The sequence below is a fragment of the Actinacidiphila sp. bgisy167 genome (assembly GCF_965342175.1).
Classification (GTDB): domain Bacteria; phylum Actinomycetota; class Actinomycetes; order Streptomycetales; family Streptomycetaceae; genus Actinacidiphila.
This window is the reverse complement of the sequence record NZ_CBDRBL010000019.1, coordinates 18,130-30,563: the sequence shown is the minus strand read 5'-3', so window position 1 is coordinate 30,563 and position 12,434 is coordinate 18,130. Positions and strand designations below refer to the sequence as shown.

At 72.5% G+C, this 12,434-nt stretch carries 12 protein-coding genes; 11 read left to right on the top strand and 1 reads right to left on the bottom strand.

The window, feature by feature from the left end:
• The first annotated feature begins 5 nt into the window (after positions 1-5).
• A complete protein-coding gene (locus tag ACRWND_RS10365; RefSeq protein WP_431948304.1) occupies positions 6-1,382 on the top strand; it encodes a wax ester/triacylglycerol synthase family O-acyltransferase in 1,377 nt (458 codons plus the stop codon).
• Positions 1,383-1,593: 211 nt separating this feature from the next.
• Here ACRWND_RS10365 and ACRWND_RS10360 read toward each other — a convergent pair whose 3' ends face one another.
• Entirely contained in the window at positions 1,594-2,088 is a 495-nt protein-coding gene (locus ACRWND_RS10360; protein WP_431948302.1) for an inorganic diphosphatase, read from the bottom strand.
• 85 nt (positions 2,089-2,173) lie between these two features.
• On the opposite strand from ACRWND_RS10360, the gene dacB reads away from it, so the two are divergent.
• The 10 genes from dacB to folK all read left to right on the top strand — a co-directional run bounded on the left by dacB (position 2,174) and on the right by folK (position 12,428).
• A complete protein-coding gene (gene dacB, locus ACRWND_RS10355) occupies positions 2,174-3,640 on the top strand; it encodes a D-alanyl-D-alanine carboxypeptidase/D-alanyl-D-alanine endopeptidase (RefSeq protein WP_431948300.1) in 1,467 nt (488 codons plus the stop codon).
• Positions 3,641-3,902: 262 nt separating this feature from the next.
• Positions 3,903-5,081 carry a zinc-dependent metalloprotease gene (locus ACRWND_RS10350; protein WP_431948298.1) on the top strand — a complete coding sequence of 393 codons (1,179 nt, stop codon included), beginning with the start codon at positions 3,903-3,905 and terminating at the stop codon, positions 5,079-5,081.
• Positions 5,082-5,259: 178 nt separating this feature from the next.
• Positions 5,260-6,246 carry a tRNA lysidine(34) synthetase TilS gene (gene tilS / locus ACRWND_RS10345; RefSeq protein WP_431948296.1) on the top strand — a complete coding sequence of 329 codons (987 nt, stop codon included), beginning with the start codon at positions 5,260-5,262 and terminating at the stop codon, positions 6,244-6,246.
• 36 nt (positions 6,247-6,282) lie between these two features.
• The gene (gene hpt / locus ACRWND_RS10340) at positions 6,283-6,822 is read left to right on the top strand and encodes a hypoxanthine phosphoribosyltransferase (RefSeq protein ID WP_431948406.1); all 540 of its coding nucleotides are present in this window, start codon (positions 6,283-6,285) and stop codon (positions 6,820-6,822) included.
• Between the two features lie 192 nt (positions 6,823-7,014).
• Positions 7,015-9,066 (top strand): ATP-dependent zinc metalloprotease FtsH, encoded by a 2,052-nt coding sequence (ftsH, locus tag ACRWND_RS10335; RefSeq protein ID WP_431948294.1) that lies wholly within the window; start codon positions 7,015-7,017, stop codon positions 9,064-9,066.
• A gap of 132 nt (positions 9,067-9,198) precedes the next feature.
• On the top strand, positions 9,199-9,807 hold the full coding sequence (gene folE / locus ACRWND_RS10330) for a GTP cyclohydrolase I FolE (RefSeq protein WP_431948292.1): 609 nt from the start codon (positions 9,199-9,201) through the stop codon (positions 9,805-9,807).
• A gap of 107 nt (positions 9,808-9,914) precedes the next feature.
• Positions 9,915-10,769, top strand: a complete 855-nt coding sequence (gene folP, locus ACRWND_RS10325; protein WP_431948290.1) for a dihydropteroate synthase — start codon at positions 9,915-9,917, stop codon at positions 10,767-10,769.
• Positions 10,766-11,251, top strand: a complete 486-nt coding sequence (locus tag ACRWND_RS10320) for a nuclear transport factor 2 family protein (RefSeq protein WP_431948288.1) — start codon at positions 10,766-10,768, stop codon at positions 11,249-11,251. The genes folP and ACRWND_RS10320 overlap by 4 nt, the downstream gene beginning before the upstream one ends.
• A gap of 230 nt (positions 11,252-11,481) precedes the next feature.
• The gene (gene folB, locus ACRWND_RS10315; protein ID WP_431948404.1) at positions 11,482-11,841 is read left to right on the top strand and encodes a dihydroneopterin aldolase; all 360 of its coding nucleotides are present in this window, start codon (positions 11,482-11,484) and stop codon (positions 11,839-11,841) included.
• Complete coding sequence (gene folK / locus ACRWND_RS10310; protein WP_431948286.1) at positions 11,838-12,428, top strand: 2-amino-4-hydroxy-6-hydroxymethyldihydropteridine diphosphokinase; 591 nt, start codon at positions 11,838-11,840, stop codon at positions 12,426-12,428. Before folB ends, folK begins: the two co-directional genes overlap by 4 nt.
• Positions 12,429-12,434: the final 6 nt, after the last annotated feature.

Sequence of the window (12,434 nt, the reverse complement as noted above, 5' to 3'; positions counted from 1 at the left end):
AAGCCTTGGCTGACGAGCACCTGAGCCCGCTGGACCTCGCCTTCTGGAACCTGGACTCGCCAGGCCACCCCATGCACCTGGGCGCCGTGGCCGTCTTCGACCGCGATCCGGAGCGTGCGGTGGACGCCGACGGGCTCGCCGCGCTGCTCACCGCCCGTGCCGAGGCCGTACCGCGGATGCGGCAGCGCGTGAAGGACGTCTGGTACGGCGTGGGAGGCGCAGCCTGGGCGGCGGACGCGTCCTTCGACGCGCGGCACCACGTCCACGCGGTACGGAGCGCCGACGACCGGGCCGCCGTCGCGGAACTGATGGCCCGGCCGATGGACCGGCACCGGCCGCCGTGGGAGGTCTACGTCATCGAGGGCGCCCCCGACGCGCCCTTCCGTGTCCTGGTCAAGCTGCACCACGCCCTCGCCGACGGACTGCGCGCCGTGGAGTTCGGAGCCGCGCTGCTCGACCAGGGGGCCCGCGACCCCGCGCCGACCCGGGCCGCCCCCTCCGCCGCGAGTCGCTCCGCCGCGGACCGCGGCCCGAGCCCCGGCAGCCACCTGCCCGCGCTGCCGCTGCCCGATCCCCGGCAGGTCGTCGCCTCCCTGCCGGAGCGGGTGCGCGAGGCCGGGCGCGTCCTGGGCATCGGGTCGGCCGTGCTGCGCGCGTCCCTCGACCCCGGCGGGCCCGCCGCGCTGGGCGCGGCCTGGACGCCCGGCGGCGCCGAGCGCCGCTTCGCCACCGCCTCCCTCGACGTCGACGACCTGCATCACGTCCGCAAGACCAGCGGAGGCACCGTCAACGACGTCGTCATGGCCGTCGTGGCCGGCGCGCTGCGGCACTGGATGGAGGCCCGTGGCGACGACCCGGCGGGCCCCGGACCGCGCGCCCTGATCCCGGTGGCGCGGCGCCGCCGCAGGGGCGTGCGCGGCGGCCGGGGCAACAGCATCTCCGGCTACCTGCTGCGCCTGCCGGTCGGCGAGCCCGACCCGCTCGCCAGGCTGCGCGACGTGCGCGCGGGCATGGACCGCAACAAGGACGCCGGGCCCGACACCGGTCCGGGCGCCGTGGCGCTGCTGGCCGACAGCGTGCCGCCGCTCGCGCACCGCTTCGCCGCCCCACTGCTCGCGGCCTCGGCGCGGCTGCTGTTCGACGTGCTGGTCACCAATGTGCCGATGCTCGACGTGCCGCTCTCGCTCGACGGCTGCCGCATGACGGAGCTCTACCCGATCGCCCCGCTCGCGCGCGGCCAGTCCCTCGCGGTCGCCTGCTCCACGTACCGCCGCCGGGTCCACATCGGGCTGCTCGCGGACGCCGGGTCGCTGCCGGACGCCGACGCGCTCGCCGCCGCCCTGCACGGCGCACTGGCCGAACTCCTCGACGCCTGCGGGTGAGGCGGCAGCCCCGCGAGGACGGCCCTCCCGGGAAGGGCGTGCGCGCAGCGCGCGGGGCAGGCCGAAGCGGCAGGACGCGCGAACAGCGAGGCTCCCCGGCACGGGAGTCGAGACGTCAGCCGTCTCGCTCGTCCGCGGGGGAGCCTCGCTCGTCCGCTACGGGTCGCCGACCGGCGGGCCGCCGTCCGATCGGCGGCCCGGCCGGAAGGGGTCAGTGACCGCCGTGCTCCTTCAGGCGCTTGTAGGACGCCTCGATCTCGGCCTCCGCCTCGGCGCGGCCCACCCAGTTGGCGCCCTCGACGGACTTGCCGGGCTCCAGGTCCTTGTAGACCTCGAAGAAGTGCTGGATCTCCAGCCGGTCGAACTCGGAGACGTGGTGGATGTCACGCAGGTGCTCGACCCGGGGGTCCGCGGCGGGCACGCACAGCAGCTTGTCGTCGCCGCCGGCCTCGTCCGTCATGCGGAACATGCCGATCGCGCGGCAGCGCACGAGGACACCGGGGAAGGTCGGCTCGTCGAGCAGCACCAGCGCGTCCAGCGGGTCGCCGTCCTCGCCCAGGGTGTTCTCCACGAAGCCGTAGTCGGCGGGGTAGACCGTCGAGGTGAACAGGTGCCGGTCCAGGCGGATACGACCGGTCTCGTGGTCCACCTCGTACTTGTTGCGGGAACCCTTCGGGATCTCGATCGTTACGTCGAACTCGAGCACAGCCTGTCCTCCATGATCAGCACATACTTCTGGTGATTAAGTGTCTCCCACGCTTGTGTGTGGTCGCGAAAGGGGCTGGTCCCGGGTGCCCGTCACGAAGAACTGGCAGGTGGTGGCAGGATCTGCCGCCGCGGGATTCGCCGTGGCGCTGACGGCCGTGGCCGCGGCGGGACCGTGGGAGTCAGGTCAGCGTACGGCTGAACGGGCGATCGCCGCCTCCCGGGACGGTCAGGGGAAGCAGGCCCGTGCCCTCAACAAGGGCGGGCCGGGAGGCCGCGACGGGGCGGTCGCTCCGGTGCCGCCCGCCGCTCCCGAGGTGCTCGCCGCCGTCTCCGGGCCGCAGAGCGCGCCGGCGCCGACCAGGGCCGGACTGTCCGGGCGGCTCGGCCCGCTGCTCGACGACCGCGCGCTCGGCGCGCTGACGACGGGCGCCGTCGTCGACGCCGTCTCGGGCCGGACGGTGTGGGGGCAGGGAAACGGCACACCCGCCGTCCCCGCCTCCACCACGAAGGTCGCCACGGCCGTCGCGGCCCTGTCGCTGCTCGGGCCCGACCACCGGCTCACCACCTCCGTGGTCGCCGCGGGCAAGGACCGCGTCGTCCTGGTCGGCGGCGGCGACCCCACCCTCACCGCCCGGGCGAAGCCCGGCGGCGGCTGGAGAGCGGCCTCGCTGCGCACCCTCGCCTCCGACACCGCCCGCGCGCTGCGCGCCGAGGGCGTCCGCTCCGTACGGCTCGGCTACGACACCTCGCTCTTCACCGGCCCGGCCGTCCATCCCATCGGGATCAACGAGAACATCGCGCCGGTCGCCGCCCTGATGGCCGACGAGGGCCGCAGCGACGGCCGGAGCACCAAGGGCCCGGCGGCCCGCCAGTGGGACCCGTCGGCCGAGGCCGCGGCGACCTTCGCGGACCTGCTGGGCAAGCAGGGCATCACGGTCGTCGGCGCGGCGAAGGCCGGCAAGGCGCCTACGGACGCGTCCGCGGCCGACCGGCTGGCGGAGGTGCGCTCCGCGCCGCTGGCCGACCTGGTCGAGCGCATGCTCACCAACAGCGACAACGACATCGCCGAGGCGCTCGCCCGGCACACCGCCCTCGCCGCGGGCCGCCCGGGGTCCTTCTCCGGAGGCGCCAAGGCCATCGGCTCCACGCTCCGCGAGCTCGGCCTCCCGCTCGAGGGAGCCCGTTTCACGGACGGCAGCGGTCTCAACCGCGCCGACCACCTCACGGCGGAGCAGCTGGCGCAACTGCTGGCCCTGGCGGCCGACCCGGACCACCCGGAGCTGCGCCCCGTCCTGACCGGACTGCCGGTCGCCGGCTTCACCGGGTCCCTGCGGGAACGCTTCACCTCCGCGGGCCGGGGCGCGGGCCTCGTGCGTGCGAAGACGGGGACGCTGACCGGGGTCAACGCACTCGCCGGGACGGTGGTGGACGCGGACGGCCGGCTGCTCACGTTCGCCTTCCTGACCAACGGCACGACCGACCCCGTGGCCGCGCAGTCCGCCCTCGACCGCCTCGCCGCCGAACTCGCCACGTGCGGCTGCCGCACGTAGTGCGGTCGGCGACGCGCGACGTGGCGATGCCGCGGCGTTCGGGCTCGGGAGGAGGTGAGGGGTCGTCCCGCCGTCTCGCGCCCTTCGGGCGCACAGCGCCGGCAGCGGATGAGGAGGGCGGCGGTACGGGGCAGGTCGGCGCGGTGCGGCGGGTGTGCGGCGGATGTTCAGGCGCCGGACCGGGTGCCTTTCCGGTGGCCGGAACCCGTGCCGCGGGCGGGGAACGCTCCCGTCGCGGGGGCCGAGCACGTACCGTGAAGGAATGACGAGCATCGGTGGTGCGGAGATGGTCGACTGGAACCTCGCGGTCGCGACCGCGACCCGCCTCGTGCGGCCCGGCCCGGAGGTCAGCCGGGACGAGGCGCGCGCGGTGGTGGCGGAGCTGCGGCGGCACGCAAAGGAGTCCGAGGCGCACGTCCGGACCTTCACCAGGATGTTCGGCGATCAGGAGGACCCGGCCGACGCCGGGACCCCGGTGCTCATCGTGGACCGCCCCGGGTGGGTCAAGGCCAACGTCGCCGGCTTCCGCGAGGTGCTGAAGCCGCTGCTGGACAAGATGCAGGCCCGCAAGCCGGGCGGCCCCGGCGGCGCCGTGCTGGGCTCCGTCGGCGGCAAGGTGACCGGGGTCGAGGTCGGGATGCTGCTGAGCTTCCTGGCCTCGCGCGTACTGGGTCAGTACGAGACCTTCGCCCCCGCGACCCGCGACATGCCGGCCGGTCCCGCCGCGCCCGGCGCCGGCGAGCCGCGCACCGGGCGGCTCCTGCTCGTGGCGCCCAACATCGTCCACGTGGAGCGCGAACTCGACGTCGACCCGCATGACTTCCGGCTGTGGGTCTGCCTGCACGAGGAGACCCACCGCACCCAGTTCACGGCCGTGCCGTGGCTGCGGGACCACATCGAGCAGGAGGTCCAGGCCTTCCTCGCCGAGACGGAGATCGACCCCTCGACGCTGATCGAGCGGCTGCGCGAGGCGTTCCAGACGTTCGCCTCCGGCGGCAGGCCCGACACGGAGGAGGCCGCGGTCGACGCGGACGGCGGCGAGGGCCGCAGTCTGATCGACCTGGTGCAGACCCCGGACCAGCGGGAGATCCTGTCGCGGCTGACCGCGGTCATGTCGCTGCTGGAGGGGCACGCCGACTACGTCATGGACGGCGTGGGTCCGGACGTCGTGCCCTCCGTCGCGGAGATCCGCGAGAAGTTCCAGCGCCGCAGGCAGAGCGGCGCCGGGCGGCTGGACATGGCCCTGCGCAAGCTCCTGGGCCTGGACGCCAAGCTGCGGCAGTACCGTGACGGCGAGCGCTTCGTGCGGGCCGTGGTGGACGAGGCCGGGATGGACGGCTTCAACCGGATCTGGACCTCGCCCAACACGCTCCCGACCAAGCAGGAGATCGCCAAACCCGCGGACTGGGTCGCACGGGTCCACGGGCGTACCGAAAGCTGAGGGGAGCCCGGGGTCATCGTGGCCCCGGAGCCCTCCGGTTCACCCGTCCGAGGGACCGTGGGCGCAGGGTAGGCGTGCGATGCTCGAGTATCGCACGCCTTCTGTCACCATCTAGCTACCCTGCGTCATCTTCACCGTCCTGACGCCTCCCCCAGCCTCTCCAGGAGGGAAACCGGACATGGGTCCCCACCCCGCGGTCGCGGCGATACGCCTGGCGGTCCGCCGCGCACTCCACGACGTCCTGACCGACCGACCCGGCGGCAGCCCGCTCGTGCTGGCCGCCTGCAGCGGCGGAGCCGACTCGATGGCCCTCGCCACCGCCCTCGCCTTCGAAGCGCCCAAGCTCGGTGTCCGGGCCGGCGGTGTCACCGTCGACCACGGCCTGCAGGAGGGCTCGGCGGCCCGTGCCGTCGACGTCGCCGACCGCCTGCGCGGCCTCGGGCTCGACCCGGTGCACGCCGTCGCGGTCACCGTGGGCCGCCAGGGCGGTCCGGAAGCCGCCGCCCGCGACGCGCGCTACGCGGCGCTCGACGCCGTCGCCGAGCGCGCCGGCGCCTCCGCCGTACTGCTCGGGCACACCCGTGACGACCAGGCCGAGACGGTGCTGCTCGGGCTGGCCCGCGGATCGGGCATCCGGTCGTTGTCCGGCATGCCCGCCGTCAATGGGCGCTACCGCCGCCCCTTCCTGCTGCTGGACCGGGACACCGTCCGCAAGGCCTGCCTCGTGCAGGGCATCGACGTGTGGGAGGACCCGCACAACCGCGATCCCGCCTACACCCGCTCCCGGGTCCGCCACGAGGCGCTGCCGGTGCTGGAGAAGTCCCTCGGCAAGGGCGTCGTGGAGGCGCTGGCCCGTACCGCCCAGCTCTCCCGTGACGACGCCGACGCCCTCGACCAGTGGGCGGCCCAGGCCGAGCGGACGGCCGCCGACGCCGACGGCGGACTGGACGTCGACCGGCTGCTGACCCTTCCCGCCGCCGTGCGCCGCCGGGTGCTGCGCCGAGCGGCCCTCGCGGCGGGCTCACCCGCCGGTTCGCTCTTCGCCCGGCACATCGAGGAGACGGACCGCCTGCTCACCGGGTGGCGAGGGCAGAAGCCGCTCAACCTGCCGGGCGGCGTCGTCGTCGGCCGGCGGAATGGCAGACTGTTCTTCCAGGCCCTGTAGACCGAGCCGGAAGTAGTACGGGTGAACGAGAACGACATGGGCACCGACCTCGAGAAGGTGCTCATCTCCAAGGAAGAGATCGACGCGAAGCTGGCGGAGCTGGCTGCGCAGATCGACAAGGACTACCAGGGCAAGGACCTGCTGATCGTCGGCGTGCTCAAGGGCGCCGTCATGGTGATGGCCGACCTCGCGCGTTCCCTGTCCTCCCAGGTCACCATGGACTGGATGGCGGTGTCCTCCTACGGCGCGGGGACCAAGTCCTCGGGTGTCGTGCGGATCCTCAAGGACCTGGACACCGACATCGCAGGCCGGGACGTGCTGATCGTCGAGGACATCATCGACTCCGGCCTGACGCTGTCCTGGCTGATCAGCAACCTCGGCTCGCGCCGGCCGGCCTCGCTCGAGGTCTGCACGCTGCTGCGCAAGCCGGAGGCCGCCAAGGTCGAGATCGACGTGAAGTACGTCGGCTTCGACATCCCCAACGAGTTCGTGGTCGGGTACGGCCTGGACTTCGCGGAGAAGTACCGGAACCTGCCGTTCATCGGCACCCTTGCGCCGCACGTGTACGGCGGCTGAGGCGCCGGGAACCCCTGCGCCCTCCGCAGCGTTGGAGGGTGGTAACGCTGTTTGTTTACGGTCTCCGGCGACTTCGGGTGACAATGCTGGGGTACCGTCCGAAGGTCGGTTCATACACCGGATGCACCGGCGGCCCCCAGGCCGTCGTGCCTCACTGTGGCAGGAGGGACGGGGCGTGATCGCCCCGCATGGATGGACGTGAAGCGCTATTTCCGTGGGCCAGTCATGTGGATCGTGCTGGCTGTCCTCGCCGTGGTCGTATTGATGCAGGTCGTCGGTTCGTCCGGTGGCTACAAGACGGTGGACACCGGCCAGGCCATTGAGGCGATCAACAGCAACCAGGCCAAGTCCGCCGAGCTGACCACCGGCGACGAGAACACGATCAAGGTCGAGCTCAAGGACGGCGCCAAGATCGGCGGCGAGGACCTGGGCTCGAAGATCAAGGCGAGCTACATCGGCGACCAGGGCGTCGAGGTGGCCAAGGTCCTGCAGAGCAAGGTCGACGACGGCGACAAGAGCACGCTGCCCGACGGCTACACCGTCGCGCCCTCGAAGCAGAACGCCTTCGTCGGCATCCTGCTGTCGCTGCTGCCCTTCGTCCTCATCGTCGTGGTCTTCCTGTTCCTGATGAACCAGATGCAGGGCGGCGGCTCCCGAGTGATGAACTTCGGGAAGTCCAAGGCCAAGCTGATCACCAAGGACACCCCGAAGACCACCTTCGCGGACGTCGCGGGCTCGGACGAGGCCGTCGAGGAGCTCCAGGAGATCAAGGAGTTCCTGCAGGAGCCGGCGAAGTTCCAGGCCGTCGGCGCCAAGATCCCCAAGGGTGTGCTGCTCTACGGCCCGCCCGGAACGGGCAAGACCCTGCTTGCGCGCGCCGTCGCCGGCGAGGCGGGCGTCCCGTTCTACTCGATCTCCGGTTCCGACTTCGTCGAGATGTTCGTGGGTGTGGGCGCCTCGCGTGTCCGCGACCTGTTCGAGCAGGCCAAGGCGAACGCCCCGGCCATCGTCTTCGTCGACGAGATCGACGCCGTGGGCCGGCACCGCGGCGCGGGCCTCGGCGGCGGCCACGACGAGCGCGAGCAGACGCTCAACCAGCTGCTGGTCGAGATGGACGGCTTCGACGTCAAGGGCGGCGTCATCCTGATCGCCGCCACCAACCGCCCGGACATCCTGGACCCGGCGCTGCTGCGCCCGGGCCGCTTCGACCGGCAGATCGCCGTCGACCGCCCCGACCTGCAGGGCCGCCTGGAGATCCTCAAGGTCCACCAGAAGGGCAAGCCCGTCGCCCCGGACGTCGACCTCAAGGCCGTCGCCCGCCGCACCCCCGGCTTCACCGGTGCGGACCTGGCGAACGTCCTCAACGAGGCGGCGCTGCTGACCGCGCGCAGCGACAAGAAGCTGGTCGACAACGCGATGCTGGACGAGGCCATCGACCGCGTCGTGGCCGGCCCGCAGAAGCGCACCCGGATCATGTCCGACAAGGAGAAGAAGATCACGGCGTACCACGAGGGCGGTCACGCCCTGGTCGCCGCGGCTTCTCCCAACAGCGACCCGGTCCACAAGATCACGATCCTGTCCCGCGGCCGCGCCCTCGGTTACACGATGGTCCTGCCGGACGAGGACAAGTACTCGACCACCCGCAACGAGATGCTCGACCGGCTCGCCATGACGATGGGCGGCCGCGCGGCGGAGGAGCTGGTCTTCCACGACCCGACCACCGGTGCCGCGGACGACATCGAGAAGGCCACTGCCACGGCCCGCGCGATGGTGACCCAGTACGGCATGACGGAGCGGCTGGGCGCGATCAAGTTCGGCACCAGCGACGGGGAGCCCTTCCTCGGCCGCGAGATGTCCCACCAGCGGGACTACTCGGAAGAGGTCGCCGGGCTCGTCGACGAAGAGGTCAAGAAGCTCATCGAGACCGCGCACAACGAGGCGTGGGAGATCCTCGTCGAGAACCGCGACGTCCTCGACAACCTGGTTCTGGCGCTCCTGGAGAAGGAGACCCTGAACAAGGAGGAGATCGCCGAGATCTTCAAGCCGATCGTCAAGCGTCCGCCGCGTCCGGCCTGGACGGGTTCCTCGCGGCGCACGCCGTCGACCCGCCCGCCGGTGCTCTCGCCCCGTGAGCTCGCCCTGACCAACGGCACCCAGCCGACGGCCAACGGCAGCGCCACGGCGTCGCTGAGCAAGCCCGCCGAGACGGTGGAGCTCCCCGAGGAGCCGAACCCCGAGGCCTGACAGCCTCGACGTGGCCTTGGTCACGGACAACGGAATGCGTGCCGCGCCCCCCGGGTTTCCTATCCTGGGGGGCGCTGCGTTTCCGCGGTTCGCGCGGAGACGCATTCGGCACGTCTGAGGAACGAGGCACACATGACCGACCCGGTGACCCTTGAGGGCGAGCTTCGTCCCGTCGGCGAGTTCGACGAGAAGCGTGCCGAGAACGCGGTCCGTGAGCTGCTGATCGCGGTCGGGGAGGACCCGGACCGGGAGGGTCTGCGGGAGACCCCCGCGCGCGTGGCACGGGCGTACCGGGAGATCTTCGCGGGGCTCTACCAGCAGCCCGAGGACGTCCTGACGACCACCTTCGACCTCGGCCACGACGAGATGGTGCTGGTCAAGGACATCGAGGTGCTGTCGAGCTGCGAGCACCACCTGGTGCCGTTCGTGGGCGTCGCCCACGTCGGCTACATCCCCTCCGCGGACGGCAAGATCACCGGCCTGTCGAAGCTGGCCCGCCTGGTCGACGTCTTCGCCCGCCGCCCGCAGGTGCAGGAGCGGCTGACCACGCAGATCGCCGACTCGCTGATGCGGATACTCGAACCGCGCGGCGTGATCGTGGTCATCGAGTGCGAGCACATGTGCATGACGATGCGCGGGGTCCGCAAGCCCGGCGCGAAGACCATCACGTCGGCGGTGCGGGGGCAGCTGCGCGACTCCGCGACCCGCGCCGAGGCGATGAGCCTGATCATGGCCCAGTGAGCCGGCGGGGCCGGGGGTCCCGTCATGGGGCGGCCCCGCGCTCACCCCGGCCCCCCGCCCGGGCCCTCTCTGCGCCCGCGCCGCGCGGCCGGCTCTAGGCTGAGTCCATGCGTACGATGCGCGGCCACGTGGCCGGATTGCCGTCCTGGGACCGGTGCGCGGTCATGGGCGTGGTCAACGTCACCCCCGACTCGTTCTCCGACGGCGGCGAGTGGTTCGACACCGAGCTGGCGGTGAAGCACGGCCTGGACCTCGTCGCGGCCGGCGCCGACCTGGTGGACGTCGGTGGCGAGTCGACCCGTCCCGGGGCGGCGCGGGTGGACGAGGCGGAGGAACTGCGCCGGGTCGTCCCGGTCGTCCGGGAGCTGGCCAGGGCCGGGGTCGTGGTCAGTGTGGACACGATGCGGGCCACGGTCGCGGAGAAGGCCGTCGAGGCGGGTGCGGCCCTGGTCAACGACGTGAGCGGCGGCCAGGCGGACCCGGCGATGATCCCCGTCGTCGCGGCGACGGGCAGCCCGTTCATCGTGATGCACTGGCGCGGCCAGAGCATCGACATGAACAACCGGGCGGTCTACGGGGACGTGGTGGGCGAGGTCACCGCCGAGCTGCGGCGCGGTTACGAGCACGCGGTGGCGGGCGGCATCGACCCGGAGCGGATCATCCTCGACCCGGGGCTGGGCTTCGCGAAGAACGCCGAGCACGACCTGACCCTCCTCTCCCACGTCGAGGACCTGCTGGCGCTGGGCCGCCCCCTGCTGATCGCGGCCTCCCGCAAGCGGTTCCTCGGCCGGGTGCTGGCCGGAGAGGGCGGCGATCCGCCCCCGGCCAGGGAGCGCGACGCCGCGACGGCCGCCGTCACCGCCATCGTGGCGGGCCGCGGCGCCTGGGCGGTCCGGGTGCACGAGGTGCACGACAGCGCCGACGCCGTGCGGGTCGCGCGGGCACTGGAGGGGGCGCGATGACGCCGCGTACGGCCGAGGCCGCGCAGGTCGAGCAGGCGAACCAGGCCTTCTACGACGCGGTGGAGCGCTCCGACCTGGACGCGCTGGAGGAGCTGGTGCTGACCGGCCCGCTGGCGGAGACGGTGTCCGTGGTGCACCCGGGCTGGCCGGTGCTGCGGGGGCGCCGCGAGGTGATGCGCTCGTACGCGCTGATCATGGCCAACACCGAGTACATCCAGTTCTTCCTGACCGATGTCGAGGTGGCGGTCGACGGCGACACGGCCCTGGTGACCTGCACCGAGAACATCCTCACCGGCGGCCCCGCCGAGGAGGAGGGCGAGATGGGCCCGCTCGTGGGCGGTCTAGTGGTCGCCACCAATGTGTTTCGGCGCACACCGGAGGGCTGGCGGCTGTGGGTGCACCACGGCTCGCCGGTGATGGCCGAGGGGATCGACGAGGACGCCGCTCGGGACGCCGACAACGGCGGCGAGGGGGCTTCCTGAGGCCGTGTCGCCACTCGTTCGTGGCAAGAACCGGCAAGAAGTGGTGAAGCTCGGAGTAACCGGTTCCGTCCCCGGGTAAGCGCGCTGCGGTCGGCCGCCTCGCAGCCCGGTGCTGGGGACTGTCGGTGGTCGAAGGTAGATTCGAGTAAGGGCGGTGCGGCCCTCCCCTCCCGCCGGGCGGGTGGCCGCGCCCGCCTGTCCGTCCGTCCGTCGACCAGCGGGAGTGAATGGTGGATCGTGTCGCGCTGCGCGGCCTGAAGGCGCGTGGCCACCACGGCGTGTTCGAGCACGAGCGCCGCGAGGGCCAGGACTTCTTCGTGGACCTGGTCCTCGGCCTGGACACCGCTCCCGCCGCCGCCACGGACGACCTGACCAGGACCGTGCACTACGGCGTCGTGGCCGAGGAGGTCACGGCCGTCGTCGAGGGCGAGCCCGTGGACCTGATCGAGACCCTGGCCCAGAGGATCGCCGACCAGGTGCTGGGGCACGACCTGGTCCAGGAGGTGGAGGTGACCGTGCACAAGCCGCAGGCCCCGATCACCGTCCCGTTCACCGATGTATCCGTCACCATCACCCGGAGGCGCCCGTGAGCTACGACCCCACCGTGCAGCCGGTCCCGGCCTCCGTCGTCGCGCAGGTCGACGCCGCGGACTCGACGCTGCAGAATCCGAAGGTCGCCGTCATCTCGCTGGGCAGCAACCTCGGCAACCGCCTGGAGACGCTGCAGGGCGCCGTGGACGCCCTGGAGGACACCCCGGGTGTCCGGGTCAAGAAGGTCTCCCCGGTGTACGAGACGGAGCCCTGGGGCGTCGAGCCGGGCTCGCAGCCGAACTACTTCAACGCCGTCGTCCTGATCAGGACGACGCTGCCGCCGTCCTCGCTGCTCGAGCGCGGCCGGGCGATCGAGGACGCCTTCGCCAGGACCCGCACCGAGCGCTGGGGACCGCGCACCATCGACGTCGACATCGTCGCCTACCAGGGCGTCGTCTCCGACGACCCGGAGCTGACGCTGCCCCACCCGCGGGCGCACCAGCGGGCCTTCGTCCTGGCCCCGTGGCTCGACATCGACCCCGCGGCCGAGCTGCCGGACCGGGGCCCGGTGGCCGGTCTGCTGGCGGATGTGGGCCGGGACAGCGTCTGGGCCCGGGGCGACGTGGAACTCAGGCTGCCGGAGTAATCGTTA